The 19,830-nt window shown below is 60.3% G+C and carries 17 protein-coding genes; 14 read left to right on the top strand and 3 right to left on the bottom strand.

The annotated features are described in order from the left end of the window. Positions 1 to 540, bottom strand: a 540-nt coding sequence (locus tag O1Q03_RS35540) for an IS30 family transposase (RefSeq protein ID WP_269506794.1), incomplete at its 3' end; no start/stop codon positions are given. Further along, positions 506 to 808 carry a hypothetical protein gene (locus tag O1Q03_RS35535; RefSeq protein WP_269509782.1) on the bottom strand — a complete coding sequence of 101 codons (303 nt, stop codon included), beginning with the start codon at positions 806 to 808 and terminating at the stop codon, positions 506 to 508. The genes O1Q03_RS35535 and O1Q03_RS35540, both read right to left, overlap by 35 nt. Positions 809 to 1,229: 421 nt before the next feature. Here O1Q03_RS35535 and O1Q03_RS35530 point away from each other — a divergent pair, with 421 nt between their 5' ends. Further along, the gene (locus tag O1Q03_RS35530; RefSeq protein WP_442865907.1) at positions 1,230 to 2,183 is read left to right on the top strand and encodes a helix-turn-helix domain-containing protein; all 954 of its coding nucleotides are present in this window, start codon (positions 1,230 to 1,232) and stop codon (positions 2,181 to 2,183) included. 88 nt (positions 2,184 to 2,271) lie between these two features. On the opposite strand, the gene O1Q03_RS35525 is transcribed toward O1Q03_RS35530, so the two are convergent. After that, complete coding sequence (locus O1Q03_RS35525; RefSeq protein WP_269509773.1) at positions 2,272 to 2,730, bottom strand: GDP-mannose mannosyl hydrolase; 459 nt, start codon at positions 2,728 to 2,730, stop codon at positions 2,272 to 2,274. 811 nt (positions 2,731 to 3,541) lie between these two features. On the opposite strand from O1Q03_RS35525, the gene O1Q03_RS35520 reads away from it, so the two are divergent. From O1Q03_RS35520 to O1Q03_RS35460, 13 genes are all read left to right on the top strand, one after another. Continuing rightward, positions 3,542 to 3,799, top strand: a complete 258-nt coding sequence (locus tag O1Q03_RS35520; RefSeq protein ID WP_269509772.1) for a hypothetical protein — start codon at positions 3,542 to 3,544, stop codon at positions 3,797 to 3,799. 665 nt (positions 3,800 to 4,464) lie between these two features. Beyond that, a complete protein-coding gene (locus O1Q03_RS35515) occupies positions 4,465 to 5,421 on the top strand; it encodes a GlxA family transcriptional regulator (RefSeq protein ID WP_269509769.1) in 957 nt (318 codons plus the stop codon). 110 nt (positions 5,422 to 5,531) lie between these two features. Then, positions 5,532 to 7,031: a mannose-1-phosphate guanylyltransferase/mannose-6-phosphate isomerase gene (locus O1Q03_RS35510; RefSeq protein WP_269509766.1), complete on the top strand. Its 1,500-nt coding sequence runs from the start codon at positions 5,532 to 5,534 to the stop codon at positions 7,029 to 7,031. 45 nt (positions 7,032 to 7,076) lie between these two features. Next, complete coding sequence (locus O1Q03_RS35505; RefSeq protein ID WP_269509763.1) at positions 7,077 to 8,456, top strand: undecaprenyl-phosphate glucose phosphotransferase; 1,380 nt, start codon at positions 7,077 to 7,079, stop codon at positions 8,454 to 8,456. 165 nt (positions 8,457 to 8,621) lie between these two features. Continuing rightward, a complete protein-coding gene (locus O1Q03_RS35500; protein WP_269509779.1) occupies positions 8,622 to 9,740 on the top strand; it encodes a polysaccharide biosynthesis/export family protein in 1,119 nt (372 codons plus the stop codon). 121 nt (positions 9,741 to 9,861) lie between these two features. After that, positions 9,862 to 10,980: a GDP-mannose 4,6-dehydratase gene (gene gmd, locus O1Q03_RS35495; protein ID WP_269509760.1), complete on the top strand. Its 1,119-nt coding sequence runs from the start codon at positions 9,862 to 9,864 to the stop codon at positions 10,978 to 10,980. A gap of 4 nt (positions 10,981 to 10,984) precedes the next feature. Beyond that, positions 10,985 to 11,956 (top strand): GDP-L-fucose synthase family protein, encoded by a 972-nt coding sequence (locus tag O1Q03_RS35490; protein WP_269509757.1) that lies wholly within the window; start codon positions 10,985 to 10,987, stop codon positions 11,954 to 11,956. Between the two features lie 145 nt (positions 11,957 to 12,101). Then, complete coding sequence (locus tag O1Q03_RS35485; RefSeq protein ID WP_269509754.1) at positions 12,102 to 12,575, top strand: low molecular weight protein-tyrosine-phosphatase; 474 nt, start codon at positions 12,102 to 12,104, stop codon at positions 12,573 to 12,575. An 88-nt stretch (positions 12,576 to 12,663) separates the two neighbouring features. Then, on the top strand, positions 12,664 to 14,898 hold the full coding sequence (locus tag O1Q03_RS35480) for a polysaccharide biosynthesis tyrosine autokinase (RefSeq protein ID WP_269509751.1): 2,235 nt from the start codon (positions 12,664 to 12,666) through the stop codon (positions 14,896 to 14,898). Between the two features lie 55 nt (positions 14,899 to 14,953). Further along, positions 14,954 to 16,264 carry a lipopolysaccharide biosynthesis protein gene (locus O1Q03_RS35475; RefSeq protein WP_269509749.1) on the top strand — a complete coding sequence of 437 codons (1,311 nt, stop codon included), beginning with the start codon at positions 14,954 to 14,956 and terminating at the stop codon, positions 16,262 to 16,264. Further along, on the top strand, positions 16,239 to 17,387 hold the full coding sequence (locus tag O1Q03_RS35470; protein ID WP_269509746.1) for a glycosyltransferase: 1,149 nt from the start codon (positions 16,239 to 16,241) through the stop codon (positions 17,385 to 17,387). The genes O1Q03_RS35475 and O1Q03_RS35470 overlap by 26 nt, the downstream gene beginning before the upstream one ends. Next, entirely contained in the window at positions 17,384 to 18,613 is a 1,230-nt protein-coding gene (locus O1Q03_RS35465; RefSeq protein ID WP_269509743.1) for a polysaccharide pyruvyl transferase family protein, read from the top strand. The genes O1Q03_RS35470 and O1Q03_RS35465 overlap by 4 nt, the downstream gene beginning before the upstream one ends. Then, on the top strand, positions 18,610 to 19,821 hold the full coding sequence (locus O1Q03_RS35460; RefSeq protein WP_269509740.1) for a glycosyltransferase: 1,212 nt from the start codon (positions 18,610 to 18,612) through the stop codon (positions 19,819 to 19,821). The genes O1Q03_RS35465 and O1Q03_RS35460 overlap by 4 nt, the downstream gene beginning before the upstream one ends. Positions 19,822 to 19,830 lie beyond the last annotated feature (9 nt).

Raw genomic sequence — 19,830 nt, 5'->3', positions numbered from 1 at the left:
CATGAGGCGGTCGTTGATCTCGGGCGGTCGCACGTGAATGCTGACCATGTCGGGAATCGCCCCCCGCCGATCGGTGCCGCGCGATCGCGGCAGGCGCTTGTTGCGGTGCTGGCGCAGGCAGGCAATCAGCTCGCGGCGCAGCTCGCCGCGGGGCTGGGCGTAGATGGCGTTGTAAATCGTTTCGTGGGACACGTGCAGGCTCGGATCGTCGGGGAAGGTGCGCTTCAGGGTAGCTGCAATCTCCTGCGGGGACCACTGTCGCTCGCGCAAGCGCTGGCAAACGACACCCCAGAGAATCGAGTCGGGAGCGAGCTTAAGCGCAGGGCGCGCGGCCTGCCGTCGAATGTTGCGGGACGCTTGGGCTACATGTGGGCAGTACAGGCCGTCGGTCTGCGTGTTGCGGGCCAGTTCGCGACTCAACGTCGAGGGTGCGCGATTGAGCTTGCGGGCGATCGCCCGCAAGCTCAATCCCTCATCCCGCCAGAAGTCGAATCTCATACGTTCTTCAGGTTGCAGTTGTTGGTACGTTCTCTTTGCCATTCACGGAATTTACCGGCTGGCGAGAGTGTTGCACTTCAGATTTGAGACCGCCAAAGAACGCGGTCGATGAATACGTTTTCTTGAATCTCTTATCAAATATTCGACAAATTCTCGCAAACGTTTCACTGATACTCATCCAACGGCTCGATATATCACTCATAGAAGACTCGGTACGCTGACGAATAGTGCGCAGCGCAATAGCCATATTGTGCCTGTGCTCCGGACGCGCTTCGATTACCACAGCATGCGATGCCACGAGTGCAGCCACTCCCTGTTGAACTCGAAGCCTACGGAGGCTGGCAGCAATAGAGCGACGTTCTTGTGCACCGCAAGGTACACATATTTCAACTGATGCAGGGAGACGGACAGTGTTACAAAAATATTGCTGCATTGATCTAGATCAAACGAGGCCGATGTTGTATCGCGTTCGAGACACTTATTCAATGATTCTTAACAAATAATTGGTGCCGTATCACTGCCTTGACTGATTCCGTCAACAATGAGGTGAGATCGGACACTGACCGAACGGCCGCAGATTTAGCCGCATATGATGCGCTGCAGAAAATGCAAAAAATTGTTAAGGGGCCGGGGCGATGCTAACAGTGCCGAATGTAACGACAACGGGGTTAAGAGTGGGTGGCGATCGGGGAAGAAATATCGATCGTCGACGCGACAGCATAATCATCCTGTTGCTCGACGGATTTTCGATTATGCAAATGGGCAGGCTGGCTGCAGTATTCGAACTCGCCAATCAGCTTGAGCGTGTGAATACGCCATTTGCCGACCGCTACGAACTCAGGCTCCACTCCAGCCATGGCGGCGCTGTTCGTTCGTCGTCGGGCGTCCAGATCTGGACGGACGCGCCTCGTCCGCTCGATGCAAACAATGTGCAGGCGATGTTCGTGCTCGGTGGCCAGGGGCGAGCAAGCGGCCTCGACGATCCGTTCATCGGCTGGCTGCAGCATGCCCATCAGCGCGCGCGCGTGGTCAAGGGCGATAGCGGCGGCGCGGGAATGCTGACGGCGATTCGCCTGAACCAGAAGTTTCCGGAGGGCATCCCGCACGCGATGCAAGCGACGCTGGCCGCTTGCAGTACGGCCGAATCGGAGTCGTCCGACGATGACGACGAAGGCATGTTCGCGGCCGCGTTGTCGATCGTCGTGCGTGATGCAGGCTACGAAATCGCGCAAGAGATCGTCGCATGCATGATGCCGGGGACGAACCGGAAATTTGCGAGTGTCCTGTTCGGCGCGCAGGAGGCGCGAGCCAGCGAATTGATTCGCGCGGCCGCTCATCACCTTCGGGCGAACAGTGCGAATCGCATCTCGATCGCCAATGCGGCACAGGCTGCTGCAATGAGCGAGCGGAATTTCCTGCGGCGCTTCAAGAACGAAATTGGCGTGACGCCAACCGAGTTCGTGCTGCGGGTACGGCTCGAGAAGGCGTGCACCATGCTCGTCGAGACGGATTTGCCTGCGGACAAGGTCGCGCGGCGCGTCGGTCTCGGCAGTGGGGATCGGCTGGCCAAGCTGTTCCGCCAGCATCTGTCGATGTCGCCGACCGAGTATCGCGCGGCTGCTCGCGACAAAATGTTCGCGTCGACGGACGCCATCGAATGGCGCAACGGCAGCTCGCGTCGCTGAGCGTGCTGTCGCGTCTGAAACCGCTGTAACGGCCGACGCTCGCTCGGCCGATTCATTTGCGTCCGGCCGTGGCGACGCATGTCCGACTTCACGGTGCGACGAAATAGGTTTGCGTGTTCGGATGAACCATTTGATCGGCGACGATCTCGTCGGCAGTCGCCCATCGATATGCGGTGTGCTGAGCATTCGGCAGTGACACGAGGTCGAACTTGCCGTGGAGCTTGTATCCCATCACGACGTAGTGTGTCGAGATGCCAGGCTCGCCGCCAAAGTTGTCCTCGTAGAGGTGGTCATAGATGCCGATAAGTCGGGCATCAGCCCGTTCCAGGTCGCTGCATCCGAGTTCGTCGCGCGCGATACGCTGGAATGCCTCGTCGAGGCGTTCGTTCTTGCGAATCCGGCCACCTGGCACGAACCAGAAACCTTGTGCAGGACGATTGACGCGATGGCCGAGCAAATATGCGCCGTCGCCGTTCGCGACGATCAGGTCGATCGCAACCAGTGGGGTGGCGTCGATGACACGCAAGAAGGTGTCCAGCGGAAGCATGGCGGATGGGCTCCTGGAAGTCTGTCGAAGTGCACCGGCACACTGTTTCTACATTCGCGTGCGACTCGCGTAGCGCGGTGACGTGCCGGCTTTGTCGATGCGCGACGGCGTGTCCGTCTGCATGCATTTCATCATGGCTGGCCGTGATTGCACGTGTCGGCCAAAACACCGAAGCAATCCGCCAATTGCCCGAAGCGGATCGCGCGTGACGGCGCAATGCGTGCCGGGAAACGCGCGGGCATGCGTCGATACATTTTCATTCGGCCATGATCGTGGTCGGAGCCGCCATCTCGTTCAGAAGCAGTCGATTCGACGTTAGTCTTCGGTCAGGCCTTTCGAGGAGGCGTGTTCACCCCGGAACTCTCCTCGGAACTTTTACCTGCGCGCCGTCTGGTGCGCAGGTCTTTTTATTCATCGCGGGTCGAGTCGTACGTGCGTCGAATGTATGCCGCCGTCGTTCGAATCGTGTCGCAGGAAGATACGTACCGCTCGCAATAAAAAAATCAGTAATGCGAAGGGTATTGCAAGAAGCGTCGTCGTCGGGCCGGACGTGACGCTGAATTCGGACGTTCGGGCGCGTCTCGCTTCACTACGGGCATGGGACGCTAAATCGGCCCGACGTCGTGGGCGTGGGTTCCTTCCGCGTCCCGCTTGGCGACCCGAGGCTTCCGCTGCGAAGCACGCATCAAGCGAATGGCGGAATCAGCGGAATGATTGTCATGTCCGGAATGCTGCATTGCAATACGCTAGCGTCATCGATTCGCGATCCGTCTGATGCGCGAGACCTTGTCGACTGCGGAGCATCGCCGATATGAACGTCGCTCTTCTGATCTTCTCGAGGATCTGTTTCGTGTGGATCCTCGTCTATCTGGCATTCAGCACGGCGTCGGGTCTTTGGGCGGGCGCGCGACATGGCCAGGCACTACTGCTGCTCGAATTTGAGTCGCGTCGCGCCCGCGGCTCGCGTGAGGTGGCGCGAGCACGGATCTTGAAAAGAATGGCGCTGTTGGCCTTGTTCGCGTTGCCCGCGGCTGTCGCGTCGCTCATTGCCAGTGCGGTGATGTCGTAGACGTCCCCTTCGGATGTACGTCACCACGGGGCTGACGAGCGTGCCAGTCAGCCGGAACTCGACAAGTGTGCGCAGCTCAAGGAAGCGGATTGCATCGCGACATCGTCGGCGCGTTTCGGCGGCGTCGGGATGGCGGGTACCGGCTAGTCGGGTTCCTGCGGCAGCCTTGGCCGAATATGACGCATCGATGAAGGCTGATTGTCAACGACGCCGATCGCGCAGCGCCGCCGTGCTGTCGAATCTTGCAGCGGCGAATCGACTCCTTCAAGTCAATCCCACCGGCGCAAGATCGCGTCGCGCCACCTCGCGCGATATCGTGATTAATGCGCGAAGCCGCAGCATATCTTACCGAATGTCGAGCCACCCGCGGGGCACACCACGATGCCGCGATCACCGAATCGCCGCGGTCTCCAATCACCCTCTTGTCATCCGAGCCTGGCTGTTTTTGAAGGCTCTTCGTCACTTCGTTTCGCTGCGGCCGCATAGTCAGAAACCGCCAACATTTGGCCGATCAGGGAAATCCCGCAGACTAATCCGACGAGTGTCTGTTCGAATCGGCCAGCGTTTAAACGCCATTCGGCGCCATCGGTATGATGCGTTGCAACGGAGTACAAAACGTCGATCAGGAACGACAAGTTGAATGGACTGAATGTCCAAGGCACGCTATGGCGCACACGAGTGTCGATCATTCGGGAGATGAGGCGGTAGCAGAGGTTGGAGGGAAGCGGTCACGCAGGAATCGGGATATCGGCGTTGTCGTTTTCGAAGGGTTCTCGTTGTTTGCGGCGGGCGCGGTATTCGAGGTGTTCGAGGTAGCCAACGAGATCTACGCACCGCGCGCGTCCGGGTATCCGCTGTACGACATTCGGTTCTATTCGTCGAAAGGCGGAAACATTGTGTGGTCGTCGGCCATCAACGTGCGGACATTTGCCTGTGATGCAGGCTCGGCGCGTGCGTTCGATGCGTTATTCGTTGCAGGCGGAGAAGGTGCGCGGCGCGCTGCACGCGACGCGCGGGTGATTGACTGGTTGCGGATCGTGCTGCCGAAGGCGGGCATGGTCGAGACGATCGGCGAAGGCAGGATGTTGGTCGCTGCCGCACAGATGGGTTTGCATGTGACCGATGCGATGGATGCAATGCACGTTGCTTGTGACGGCTATGAGCCGGCAAGAGCCGCATTGGCGCTCATCGAACGCGACCTGGGCGGCGATGCGGTGCGTGGAATTGTGGCGCGGCTCGCGCTGAACGACGCATTCAATCCGCCCGAGCAGGATGGCGATGTGCGCAATGGCACACCTGTCGATCGGGTCCGGTCGACGGCGAGCTGGTTGCGGGAGAACTGCGGGCGAGCCATATCCGTCAGCGATGCAGTGCGCGTTGCGGCAATGAGCGAGCGGAACTTCCTGCGGCATTTCAAGCAGGAAATCGGCATGACGCCATCCGAATTCCTGCTGCAGGTTCGCCTTGAGCGCACGGTGCAGCTATTGGCGGAAACCGATTTGCCGATCGGCACGATCGCGCGGCAATGCGGATGGGGGAATGGTGATCGCCTGGCCAAGATATTTCGGCGACACCTCGACGTGACACCCTCGGAATACCGGTTCCGCGCACGCTCGAGCTAGACGGAACGAGGGTTGTAGGAACGGCAGGATGCGCTTCGGAGAAGGGACGGCGCGCATTCTCGACGATTTTCGAATCGCAATCATTGCCTGAGAGAATAGGAGTGCAGATCATGTCGGCATCCATCGAGACAGAGCGCGGAGAAACGGCACCGAACGCAGTCGACGTGAAGGTGAGCGTCGCGCCGGTCGTTCTCGCGGGCGGATCGGGCTCGCGCTTGTGGCCCATGTCGCGCGAGCAGTATCCGAAGCAGTTGATCGGCGTACTCGGTGCCGATTCCCTCCTGCAGGCAACTGTCCAGCGCATGGCAGGGTTCGCGATCGACGAGAGCGACGTATCGCGACCCATCGTGGTGTGCGGCGACGAGCATCGTTTCGTCACGGCGGAGCAGCTTCGTTCCAGCGCGACCGACGCCACCATCATCGTCGAGCCGGCGCGACGCGATACTGCCCCCGCATTGACGCTGGCGGCAGCTGCTGCCAATGCGGGCGGGAAGGACGCGATCCTTGTCGCGATGCCGGCTGATCACGCCATTGCCGATACTGCCGCGTTTCACCGCGCGATCGCACTGGCGGTGGACCACGCGCGGCGCGGCGCGATCGCGACGCTCGGCGTGCCGCCGACGCGGCCTGACACCGGCTTCGGTTATATCCGCCTCGGCGAGGTGCTCGGCTCGGGCGCGCATCGTATCGAACGATTCGTCGAGAAGCCGGCTGCCGAACTCGCCACCCAGTATGTGCAGTCGGGCTCGTACTGGTGGAACAGCGGCATTTTCATCGTGCGCGCGAGCGTCTGGCTCGACACGTTGCGCACGCTCCAGCCCGATATGTACGCCGCCTGCGTCACCGCATATGAGCACGGCAAGAGCGATGGTCCGTTCTTCCGGCCGCATGACGATGCCTTTCTTAAGTCGCCGTCGGATTCGATCGACTACGCGGTGATGGAGCGCCTCGTGTCCGACGCGAGCCTGGTGGATGGCGTGGTTGTGCCGCTTGATGCAGGCTGGTCCGATCTGGGCTCGTGGGATGCGGTCTGGGAAGCACTCGACAAGGATGCAGACGGCAACGTCGGGCGCGGCAAGGTCGTGTTCGAGGGTGCCACGTCGAGCTTCGTGCATTCGGAAGGTCGACTCGTCGCGTGTGTGGGCATGACCAACGCCGTGGTCGTCGAAACTGCCGATGCGGTGCTGGTCGCGGACCGCTCGCGCGTCCAGGACGTGAAGGGTCTCGTGAACCGGATTCGCGCGCAACAGGCGCCGGAAGCCGACGCGCACCGGAAGGTGCGACGCCCCTGGGGCTACTACGACTCGATCGATCACGGCGACCGCTTTCAGGTCAAGCGCATCGTCGTGCATCCGGGCGGACGCCTGTCGCTCCAGTTGCATCACCACCGCGCCGAACACTGGATCGTCGTGCGTGGCACCGCGCTCGTGACGCGTGGCGACGAGCAATTCATGCTCGGCGAAAACCAGTCCACCTTCATTCCGCTCGGCGTCACGCATCGACTCGAGAACCCGGGAAAGCTGCCGCTCGAACTGATCGAAGTCCAATCGGGATCGTATCTCGGCGAGGACGACATCGTGCGGTTCGACGATACATACGGGCGTGCGTGATGTGCCGATTCGACTGTGATCGTTGGCGTCAGACGGGAGGTTGAAATGTTCGGTCTACAAGGATTGATGGCTCGACTCGTGGATATCGCGTTGATCGTCGCCGGGTCGTTGCTCGCGTCGCAATTTCGCTATCAGACGGCTTCCGAAGGCCACTTCGACAGCGCGCTCGTCACGTTCGCGATCGCGTTCACGCTGGTGCTGTTTCCGGTGTTCGGCGTGTACGAATCATGGCGGGGACGTTCGATGCTGAGGCTGAGCGGGACAATCTCGCTCGCGTGGATCGTCGTTCAGGCGTGCGGGATCGTGTTGATGTTCTCGCTCCATCGCTCGGACGTGATTTCCCGACTGTGGTTCGTGTACTGGACCGCGATGACCGGGGGCGCGCTGATCGCGTCGCGAATCGGCACGCATCTGTTTCTGCGCAGCGTTCGACATGCAGGCATCAACCTTCGCAGTGTTGCGGTGGTCGGATACGATCAGCACTGCCAACAGGTGGTTCGAAACATCGAGGAGTCGCCTGCGAGCGGATTCCGGCCGGCAGCTGTATTCGACCTGCGCCCGATTACCGCGAACGCTTCGCATCGCGTGCCGGTATTCACGGAGCTCGATGCGTTCGCGCAGTTTGTCCGGGAGAACGGTGTCCAGGAAATCTGGCTCGCGCTGCCTTTGTCCGAGGAGGCGACCGTCCTGCGGTTCGTCAATACGTTCGGTGACGATCTGGTGAATATCCGCTTTATTCCCGACGTGCGCAGCGTCGCGCTATTCGACGGCGCGATGATCGACCTCATCGGCGCGCCGGCGATCAATCTTGTCGCGTCCCCGCTGCCGCGTCATGCGATGTGGCAGAAGGAGGTGTTTGATCGCCTGTTCGCCGCGATCGCGCTGGTGGCGCTGATGCCGTTGATGGTGGTGATCGCGATCGCGGTGAAGTTGTCGTCACGTGGGCCCGTGTTCTTCAAGCAATACCGCAAGGGTGCCGACGGGCGCAAGTTCCAGATCCTGAAGTTCCGCACGATGCGCGTGCACGTCGAACAGGCCGGCGTGGTCACGCAGGCGACGAAGAGCGACTCCCGCATCACGCGCGTCGGGCGCTTTCTCAGGCGTACCAGCCTCGACGAGTTGCCGCAGTTTCTTAACGTACTGCGCGGCGAGATGTCGGTGGTCGGGCCGCGGCCGCATGCGATCGAGCACGATCGGCTTTATCAGAAGGTTGTCGACGGGTACATCCATCGCTATCGGATCAAGCCGGGGATTACCGGATGGGCCCAGGTGAACGGGTATCGCGGTGAAACGGATCGGCTCGAGAAGATGCAGAAGCGCGTCGAGTATGACCTCTATTACCTGAGGAACTGGTCGTTTGCGCTGGATATGCGGATCGTGTTGGCGACGGTGGCGAAGGGGTTGGTGAATGCGAATGCTTACTGAGCTGATATCCCGGAGTTCGCGCGTTCAGAGGGTTTCGAAATTTTCAACGTACGTCGTGCAACGACGTGCGTCCAGGGCAAACGGATGAAACTTGCGGAAAGTATTTTGATGATGACGACAAGGACGCGCAGCGAGCGTGATAGGTATCGGTATCGGATCGGCCGCATGCCGGCGACGCTACTGGTCGCATCATGCGCCGCACTGTCGGCTTGCACGTTCGCACCCGGCATGCGCATGCAAGCGCCAGCGTCGATTGCGGTCAGCGCAGCCGACAACCAGCATCCGGCCGCGCGAGCGGACGTACCCGTCACCGAAATTACGGTCGATCTGATCAGGCAGGTCAGGGAGCAGCGTCAGGGGGCTGGCACCCCCGAATATGCCGCGCTTTTTTCGAAGCCTGCACCGTACGTGATCGGTCCGGGGGATGTCCTGCAAATCACGGTATGGGATCACCCGGAGCTTGTCGAATCGCAAGGGCCCCAGCTTTCCACGCCGAGCTCGCGGCCGTTCGATCCCGCCCCGGGGCACTTGGTGGATCAGAACGGCGATCTTCAGTTTCCGTATATCGGCAAGCTGCACGTCGCCTCGCTTCAACCGGAAGAGGTTCAGAAAAAACTGACAGCCGGCCTCGCGAGCGTATTCCGCGATCCGCAGGTGACGGTACGTGTCGCATCGTTCCGGTCGAAGCAGATCTATGTAGATGGTGAAGTGCATACGCCCGGGGCGGTTCCGGTCAACGATGTGCCGATGACATTGTATGAGGCTGTCACGCGGGCCGGCGGATTCAGCGCCACGGCCGACCAGAGTCGAATGGTGCTCGTGCGTGGCGCGAAGTCTTATCCGATCAATCTGACGGCAATGCTCGCAAGCGGGGAGAATCCGGCGCACGTCGTTCTGCGCAATGGCGATCTGCTGCGCGTGCTGCCGCGCGATCAGAACGGCGTGTACGTGATGGGCGAGGTCAACAAGCCGATGACGGCCCTGCCAATGCGGGACGGGTCGCTTTCGCTCAGCGACGCGATCTCGCAGGCGGGCAGCATCAACGTCAACACCGCCGACGCCGCCCAAATGTATGTGATTCGTGGCGCGTTGAATGCCGAGCCGCACGTCTTTCATCTCGACGCACGTTCGCCTGTTGCGATGGTTCTGGCCAACCAGTTTCAGCTTCAGCCGAATGATGTCGTCTATGTCGACGGCAACGGTCTGGTTCGCCTGAACCGGGTGCTCAGTCTGCTGTTGCCGGCTGTGAATGCCGGGCTGACGGCGGCGGTGGTGACGAAGTGATGGACACGGAGCCGAACGGATGCGGCGGCCGTTCGCGGCACTTCATCGAGCGAGCGGTTCTGAAATTCAGCAGGACATTTGCAACCCCCCCGGCGGCGAACAGGGGATGTGGAGTGAAAACATGACACGAAAGGTAGCGCTAATCACCGGTGTGACGGGACAGGACGGATCGTATCTGGCGGAGCTTCTGCTGGAAAAAGGTTACGAGGTGCACGGTATCAAACGCCGCGCGTCGCTGTTCAATACCGATCGTATCGACCACCTTTACCAGGATCCGCATGTATCGGATCGTCGATTCGTGCTGCACCACGGCGATCTGACGGACTCGACGAGCATCGTGCGGATCGTCCAGCGCGTTCAGCCCGACGAGATCTATAACCTTGCCGCACAAAGCCATGTCGCCGTGTCGTTCGAGGAACCCGAGTATACGGCGAACGCTGATGGTATCGGCGCCCTGCGCGTGCTCGAGGCGATTCGCATCCTGTCTCTCGAGGAAAAGACGCGCTTTTATCAGGCGTCGACATCGGAGCTCTACGGACTGGTCCAGGAGACTCCGCAGCGCGAGACGACACCGTTCTACCCACGCAGCCCGTACGCCGTCGCCAAGCTTTACGCGTACTGGATCACCGTGAATTATCGCGAAGCGTACGGCCTCTATGCATGCAACGGCATTCTTTTCAATCACGAATCCCCGGTGCGTGGTGAAACTTTCGTGACGAGAAAGATCACGCGCGCACTGTCGCGAATCGCGGTGGGCCTGCAGGATTGCCTGTATCTCGGCAACTTGTCCGCCCTGCGCGACTGGGGGCATGCGCGCGACTACGTCGAGATGCAATGGCTGATGCTCCAGCAGGAACAGGCGGAAGACTTCGTCATTGCGACGGGAATCCAGCACAGTGTCCGAAAGTTCGTCGAATGCGCGGCGCTCGAATTGGGAATTGTTCTGCGCTTCGAGGGGTCGGGCGTGGACGAGATCGCCATCGTGGATGCGGTCGAGAATGCCGATCTCAAGGTCAAGCAAGGTGACGTGATCGTGCGTGTCGATCCGCGCTACTTCCGTCCGACGGAAGTCGAAACTTTGCTCGGCGATGCCACCAATGCGCGAAAGAAACTCGGTTGGACGCCGAAGATTGCATTCGAAGATCTGGTCAAGGAAATGGTCCGTGCCGACTATCAGGCGGCAAAGCGCGATGCATTGATCAAACTGGCCGGTTTCACGGCTTTCGCATACAACGAGTAACGAAATGGGCGAACACATCAAAGTATTCGTCGCGGGCCACAATGGCATGGTCGGACGTGCGATCGTCCGCCGGCTGTCGGCAATGAAATCGTGCACGGTCGTCACTCGCACGCGCGCGGAACTCGATCTCGCGGATGGCGATGCGGTCGAGTCGTTCTTCCAGAGCGAGGCGATCGACCACGTGTACCTGGCGGCGGCAAAGGTCGGCGGAATCCAGGCCAACGCGGTGTATCCGGCCGATTTCATCTATGACAATCTCATGATCGAGGCGAACGTCATTCACCAGGCGTATCGCGCATCCGTCCATAGGCTGATGTTCTTCGGCTCATCATGCATTTACCCGAAGTTCTCCGAGCAGCCGATTCCGGAACACGCGCTGCTTTCCGGGTATCTCGAGCCGACCAACGAACCGTACGCGATTGCCAAGATTGCAGGACTGAAGCTGTGCGAGAGCTATAACCGGCAGTATGGCACTGACTTTCGCAGCGTCATGCCGACCAACCTGTACGGTCCGGGCGACAACTACCACGCGGAGAACAGCCATGTAGTGCCGGCGCTGATACGCAGGATGCATGAAGCCAAGACAGGCGGCAGCGCATCGGTGACGGTCTGGGGCAGTGGGCGCCCGAAGCGCGAGCTGCTCTACGTAGACGATCTCGCGACCGCCGCCGTGGCCATCATGCAGATTCCGGCTGATCAGTGGAAGCAGGCGAGACGGCCGCCGACCGCGCATATCAACGTTGGCACCGGCGTGGACCTGTCGATTGCGGAGCTGGCTCGGACGATCGCCAAGGTTGTCGGATTCGACGGTGAAATCGTCTTCGACACGTCCAAGCCGGATGGCACTCCCCGGAAGCTTCTCGATGTGGGCGAGCTGCATTCGCTCGGGATATGCGCGACGACCGGCCTCGAAGAGGGGCTGGCTATCGCGTACGCCGACTATCAGGCGAGATATGCGGAATTCGCGACGTCGTAGAACGCAGCGTGCGGCCAGCGTGTCGGGATGGCCAAGGTCGCATGACATCATGCGCCTCCGGTTGGCTCGGAGCATTTTCATTTTGATGTCGCTGACGTGTCGCAGTGGGCGTCCGGCTAACCCAGGACGATACCGGGAAATATCGATGATTCGGTCCATTTTGGTTGTTTGTATCGGAAACATATGTCGCAGCCCGATGGCTGAGGCCATGCTGGCGAGCGAGCTACCGGATTGCATTGTGCAATCCGCGGGGGTGGGCGCGCTGATCGGGGAGCAGGCGGACCCGGTCGCCAGAGAATTAATGCGGGCGAGAGGCCTGGACATTGAAGGTCATCGTGCAAGGCAACTGCTGCGCTTGCATTGCATGCACGCCGATCTGGTGCTCGTCATGGACATGGAGCAGAAGCGCTATGTCGAAAGATTGAACCCGCTGTCGAGGGGGCGGGTGTTTCGCCTGGGGGAATTCGGCGATGCCGATATTCGAGATCCGTTCAGGCGCGGTCGGGAGGCGTTCGAGATGGCACTCGACTCGATCGAAAAAGGCGTGAGCGCGTGGTCGGAAAGGATTGCGACATCCGGCCGGCGCGTCACGGAACCGGATGCACTGCAGACGCGCTGAGCGGCTGGCATCCCGGCAAGGCCGGTGAAGGGACTGAAAGGCCCCGATTCGGACACGTTTCAGCAACTCAACCAATTGAACCAAGCCCATGCAAGAAGCAGATGATTTCCTGTCCAGGCAACGCAGTTCCTCAGCCGAGGAAAGCACAAGTCTCGGCGAGCACCTGGCCGCGCTGCTGGAATATAGGAACGTAATTCTCGCGTTCGCGCTCGGTGCAGCGTTGCTGGGCGCCGTGTATGCGTTGATCACCAGACCTACGTACGAGTCGAACATCCTGGTTCAGGTCGAAGAGAACGGCAATTCGATCGGATCGGCCCTGGGCGATCTGGCAAGCATGTTCGAACTGAAGACGGCTGCTACGACGGAAATCGAGATTCTGAGGTCGCGCATGATCCTCGGTCCCACCGTGGATGCAGTGCATCTGGATATCGACGCGAAACCAACCTATTTCCCGCTGTTTGGTCGTTTCCTCGCGTCACGGCTGCCTGCACCCGTCGATGGAGCGCCACGCCTGAATCTGCCGTCCTTCGCGTGGGGGAACGAGGCGATCGACGTCACGCAGATGGAGGTGCCGTCGCAGTACAACGGTCGCATCTGGACGGTGACTGCACTGTCGAACGGCCAGTACAGCCTGCGTTCGCCCGACGACCAGGCTGTGGTCGACCATTGCGATGTCGGCAAGGTGTGCCGTGCGTCGGTCGCGGGCGGCATGGTTACGGTCACAGTCGAGCGACTCGTCGGCCGGCCAGGGGCGCGATTTGAGCTCGTTCACTCGAAGCGCCTCGACGTCATTACGCGACTTCAGAAGTCGCTCAACATCTCGGAGCAAGGGAAAGATTCCGGCATCATCACCACGGTCTGGCGCAGCGACGATCCGCACAAGACCCAGGCGGTGCTTAACGAGATCGCGCGGTTGTATGTCAAGCAGAACGTCGACAGAAAGTCGGCGGAGGCGGACAACATGATTCGGTTCCTCGACCGCCAGTTGCCAGGGTTGAAGGACAATCTGACCAAGGCGGAAACGAAGTACAACAATTACAGGACGAAAAATACCATCGTCGATCTGCCCGTCGAGGCGCAGAGCTTGCTGAATCAGATCGTGCAGGCGGAGGTTCAGAAGAGCCAGCTCGTGCTTCAACGTGATCAACTGCTTCAGCGCTTCACCCCGCAGCATCCGAACGTCGACGCCGTCAATCGACAGCTCGATACCGTCAACGCTCAGATCGCGGGATTCAATCAGCGACTGAAAGCGATTCCGGCCAATGAGCAGGATACCGTCGGCCTCGCTCGTGACGCGATGGTGGCTCAGGAAATCTATACCACGCTGCTCAACAACGTTGAGCAATTGAGGGTACTGAAGGCGGGCAAGACCGGTAACGTCCGTCTGCTCGACGGCGCCGAGCTGATCACAGTGCCGGTATGGCCGCGTCCCGGTCTGATCATCCTCGTGGCCACGACGCTCGGCATTTTCCTCGGGTTGGTCACCGCCTTCGCGCTCAAGGCGTTGCGCAGCGGCATCGAGGATCCGACCGAAGTGGAAGACCAGTTCGGAATTCCTGTCTATGCGACGATTCCGCATAGTGAGCAACAATCGACCTTCGGACGAATCGAGCGATCGGGCGGCAGCGATACGCCGTTGCTGGCCCAGGCCGCACCGACCGACCTCGCTGTCGAAGCCATCCGCAGTTTGCGCACCGCACTGCAGTTCGCGCAATTCGACGCCAAAAACAACATCTTGATGCTGACCGGCCCCGCGCCGGGCGTAGGCAAATCGTTCATTGCGATCAACCTCGCTGCACTGATGGCGAGTACGGGAAAGAGAGTGCTGCTAATCGATGGCGATCTCCGTCGAGGCTATCTGCATCGCTATGTCGGGGCAGAGCGAGGACACGGATTGACCGAGTTGATCCGGTCAGGCGCAGATGCCGGCGAATTCATCCAGCGCGACACGCTCGTGAAGGGCCTTGACTTCATGCCTACCGGCGAATTGCCGCCGAATGCGGCCGAGCTGCTCCTGCATCCCAACTTCGAAAAGGTGTTGAATCATCTGTCGTCGTGTTACGACAGTGTCATCGTCGATACCCCGCCGGTGTTGGCCGTCACGGACCCCGCCATCGTCGGTCGCTACGCGGGTGTGACGCTGCTGGTGTTGCGCTTCGGTGCGAATCCGCCGCGAGAAGTGGAAATGGCAATCAAGCAGTTGCGCCAGGGGGGCGGGACGCTGAAAGGCGTGATCTTTAACGATCTGCCGCTGAACACAGGGGGGTACGCATACGGGAAATACAAGTACGCGTACCAGTACGAATACGCACCGCGGCAATGATTTCAAGACCGGGCCCGGACGACGCGCCTTGCCCGGCTATCGATTCGAACCCACCATGTCGGCACAACGCATCATCAAGGCATTTGTCGCTCACGGTCTCGGACAGGCCGTGAGTGTTTTCGCCCAGATCGTATCGGTTCCCCTGTTTCTGTCAGTATGGGGTGCGGCGAAATACGGAGAATGGATTCTCATCTCGACGATTCCCACCTACCTCGCGTTGAGTGACTTGGGTTTGTCGACTGTTGCTGCGAACGAGATGGACCAGCGGGCGGCAGTCGGAGATCACGAACGACTTCAGGTGATTTACCGGACGCTCGCTGCCACGGTCGCCATGTTCGTGCTTACCGTGCTGATCGTCTCGGGCGCGGCGTGGTGGATCCTGGGCGCGGGCGGCCACGTATTTCGGTACATGTCGGGGGACGAGGTCAGATTCGTTGCGCTGATTCTGATTGGAGACGTATGCCTGAGCGTGATGTATGGCCCCCAGACAGCCGCGTTGCGAAGTGCCAATTGCTATGCGCTGTCCGTCGGTATTCTGAACGTGACGCGCTTTGTCGCGCTGGCGTTCGGGTTGCTCGCGCTGGTGATATTCAAGACACCCATTGCGGTTGCCACCGGCATGCTCGTCGCGCGCTGTGCGGGCTTCGCTGCGCAGCAGATCGTGAAGAGGCGCTATTGCCCTTGGGCCACGCTGCTTCCGTTGACGATCGACTGGGGGTGGCTCAGGAAATCCCTGGTTCCGTCCCTGGCGTTCCTCGGATTTCCACTCAGCAACGGACTGAATTTCCAGGGGATTCTCTGGGTGATCGGGACGGCACTCGGTCCGGCGGAGGTGGCGGCGTTTTCCACGATGCGAACGCTTACGCGCGTAGCCGTGCAAATGATGAACCTGTTGTCAAACTCGGTCTGGTCGGAAGTGTCGAAGCTTGCCGCCGTCGGCAGAAAGGGCGACGTCACACGTATCAAGCGCAGACTGACGATCGTCACGATGGCTGTCGCGGGCACGGTCGGTATCGCGATGAGCGCATACGGAGAGCGGTTTTATGCAGCCTGGACGGGCAAGCACGTCGTTTTCGATTCAACGCTGTTCGACATCCTGTTGCTCTCGATGGTCGCGAATTCACTGTGGCAATCCGCTTCCATCTTCGTGATTGCGATCAATCGCCATATCCGCTTTGCATTCGCCTATCTGCTCGCCGCCAGCATTGCGATCGTCGCCGGACTGTTCGCCGTGCGCCATGGAGGACTCGTATCCGTCGCGATCTGTCTGCTGGGGCTCGACGTGTTCCTGGTTCTCTTCGGCGAATACGAGGTATTTCAAGAGTATCGCGAGAAGGAATATGAAGGTTCTGTTCTTGATCGGTAGCATCGGCGATTACCATACCGCGCGCTTGAACGATGCCGAGCGCCGTCTCGTGCAGGCGAACGTCGAATTTCGCGTGCTCGTGATGAATCGCAAATCGACGGATTACCTGCATCGGGACGCGCAGCGCCCCGGGCGCGATGCGTTGGCAAGCGGCTGGCGGTACGTGACGAAGGAAAACACGCGGTACACGCGGCCGTTATTTCTCGCGTGCCTGTTCAGGGAAATCGTTCGTGAGAAGCCGGACATGATCGTGACGATCGGGTACAACTTTCCATATTCGATCGTCGGGCTGATCTACCGGTGGTTGGCGCGCCGTACGAAAATCGTGTTTTGCGCCGACAGCAAGTTCGACGACGGTGTGCGCCGGCCGGGCCGCGAGCTGCTCAAGGCCAGGCTTGCGTGCCTCTATGACGGCGCGATAGTGGCAGGGCGTCGGCAGCGTCAGTACTTTCAGTTCCTCGGCATCCCGGGGGAGCGCGTTCACGTCGGCTACGACGTGGTCGACAACAGCCGGTTCACGACGGCCGCCGCCGCGGCCCGCGTCCGGCCCGCTGAGCTTCGAGCGCAAATGGGATTGCCGGAAAAGTACATCGTTTGCGTGTCGCGGCTGGTGGCTCGCAAGCGTGTCGACAAAGTCATCGATGCGTACGCGCGTTCGCGGGCAAGGACGATCGGTGTTTCGCTGCTGATCATAGGCGCCGGTGAACTCGAGGCATCGTTGCGCGCACGCTGCGAGCGCCTCGGAATCGCGCGGTACGTGGTGTTCAAAGGGCTGGTTCCCAATCAGGACATGCCGGTTTTTCTGTCGCTTGCCAATTTCATGATGCTCTTGAGTGACTATGACCAGTGGGGCCTGTGTCTGAACGAGGCGCTCGCATGCGGGACGCCCGTCTTGTGCAGCGACGGCTGCGGGGCCGCACACGAACTGGTCCGACACGGCGAGAACGGTTTCGTCACGGATGGAACGGATGAAGACATCGACCGGGGCGTCGCGACACTGCTTGACGACGAGAAGCTCTCCGCGCTCAGGCGTAACTTTCCGTGGAATCTCGATGCCTGGAATTTGCAGCGGTTTTCCGAAAATGTGTTGAACTTCGCGAACGGGTTCTCGAAATGCAAGTGAATAATGTCGTTGTGGCCAACGTCTTTGGCGCCGTGAACAAAGGCGATGCGGCGCTCATCGAGGTGTGTATCGACGAAATCCTCGAAGCCTATCCGCACGCATCTCTCAGCGGTATCGCATACCAGCCGTCGACGCAACGCGCCCATCTGCCGCGGGTGACGTGGCACGAGCGGCTCGGGAACTGCGTATCGAAGCACGTGTGGCGCCGCCGTCTGTGCAATGTCGTTCGCCAGGGCATCACGATCTGCTACGTATCGTTGCGACGACCGTGGCTGCTCGGCCGTTTGATTCCGGTCGAGCAACGACGTGCGATTGATGCGCTCGGGAAAGCCGATGTCGTGGTCAGTTGTCCGGGTGGGTACCTTGAGGATTCGAATCCGTCGTACTACGCCAATCTGATTCAGATCTGGGCGGCTTCTAAATTCGGTGCCACCGTGGTTCTGGCGCCGCAGAGCGTCGGGCCGATCCGCTCCAGGCGCGGCCGGTGGTTTGCTGCAAAGGTGCTCGCGAAAGCGTCTCTCATCTGCGTGCGGGAAAGCGAGTCGTACCATTTTGTCGTCGAGACGCTCGCGTTGCCGGCAGCGCGAGTGGCCAGAACGGGCGATCTTGCTTTCTGGCATGCCGCGACGCCGGCCGCGACCGCATCGATGAAAGCGGAACTCGGAATCAAACCGGACGAGCCTTATATCGCGGTCTCGGTGATCGAATGGGCGTTTCCGCTGGCCGCTGACCAGACGCAGGCCAAGGAGCGATATGTGCGCAACCTGTGTGAGCTGCTGAATGTCCTGCACGACACGCTGGGCGTCCGGATTGTCATTGTCAATCAGGTCGCGGCCGATCTGCCGGTAGGCCGCCAGATCGCCGAACTGTGTCCCGGATTTGTCATCCTGGACCAGAAGGATCGACCCGTGGCGGACGTCAGGAGCATCATCGCCGGCTCCTCGGTATTTCTCGGTAGCCGCTTTCATTCATGCATCTTCGGCCTCTTGGCAGGGCGGCCGCTCGTGGCGCTCTCCTACCTGCCCAAGACGAGCGGCATCATGACGGACCTGGGCCTGAGCGCCCGCGTTCATGACATCGACGGTTTCAATGTGGACGAGGTCGCGAGGACGATGATCGCCGACTATCGGGCGCCCTCCCGGGGGCAGGAGGAAATCGACCGCGCGGTAGAGCGCTATCGTCAACTGTATCCGCGGTTTGCGGATCTCCTGCGGGAGGCTGCGTGACTCGGACGGTCGACCTCCATCATGAGCAGGCTCCGGGCTATCAGGTCGGATTCGTAACGGCGTCCGCGTCCAGGACCGGTGGCGGCCTGTTCGACGCGGTACGTGGCCTTGCACTCGCGCTTCCGTCGAACGGGTTCATCCCGCGCGTATTCGCACTGAACGATGCGAACACCAACAGCGATCTTCCGCAATGGCGCGGGACGCAGGTGACGACCTGCGACGCGGTCGGTCCCGCGATGCTCGGCTACTCTCCGACCTTGCGTACTTCGCTGCTGGCATCCGATGCCCACATCGTCCACACGCACGGAATCTGGATGCACCCTTCGGCTGATGTCGTAGCGTGGCATCGGCGTCGACGCAAGCCCTACGTCATTTCGCCGCACGGCATGCTCGATCAATGGATCCTGAATCGTTCGAAACTGAAGAAATGGGTTGCGCTCGCCGCGTATGAACGTAGCCATTTGAATCGCGCTGCCTGCTTTCATGCGCTCAATCGTGAAGAGGCGGATGCGATCAGGGCCGTGGGTCTGAAACAGCCGATCGCCGTCGTGCATAACGGTGTGGCGATTCCGGAACTGGACAGCCCCGGTTTGCCGTCCTGGTGGACCGGCGAACTGGCATCCAGGAAGCTGCTGCTTTATTTCGGTCGGTTGCATCCCAAGAAGGGTCTCGAGAATCTACTGAGCGCCTGGAAGAATCACGTCATGACGGATTCGATCAACGCCCGTTGGAATCTGATCGTCGGTGGCTGGGGGGATCCATCCTACATCGCGAAATTGCGCGGCATGGTCAGCGAAGGCGTGAACGGCGACGGTGTTCATTTCATCGGCCCGCAATTCGCCAAGGACAAAGAAAAAACCTACGCGGCTTGCGATTGCGTGATCCTGCCATCGTTCAGCGAAGGGTTGCCGATGGTACCGCTCGAGGCATGGTCGTTCCGAAAGCCGGTCGCGCTGACGCGCGAATGCAATCTGTCGATCGGATTTTCCCGACATGCCGCATTCGAGATTCTCAATTCGGTCGAGGGGTTGCGGGCCTTTCTTGACGAACTGCATGCCATTGACGACGCACGGCTCGTGGCAATGGGCAATGGGGGGAGAGCGCTGGTCGAAAGTCATTTCACGTGGAATGTCGTTGCCACGCAGATGGCGGACGTTTATGGCTGGCTGATGGGGCTTCGCGAGAAGCCGCCTTGCGTCATCGAGTGAGTATCCGAC

It is taken from the genome of Burkholderia sp. IMCC1007 (assembly GCF_027257875.1).
Lineage (GTDB): Bacteria > Pseudomonadota > Gammaproteobacteria > Burkholderiales > Burkholderiaceae > Burkholderia.
The sequence above is the reverse complement of the archived record's forward strand: the minus strand, read 5'-3'. Positions and strand labels throughout refer to the sequence as shown.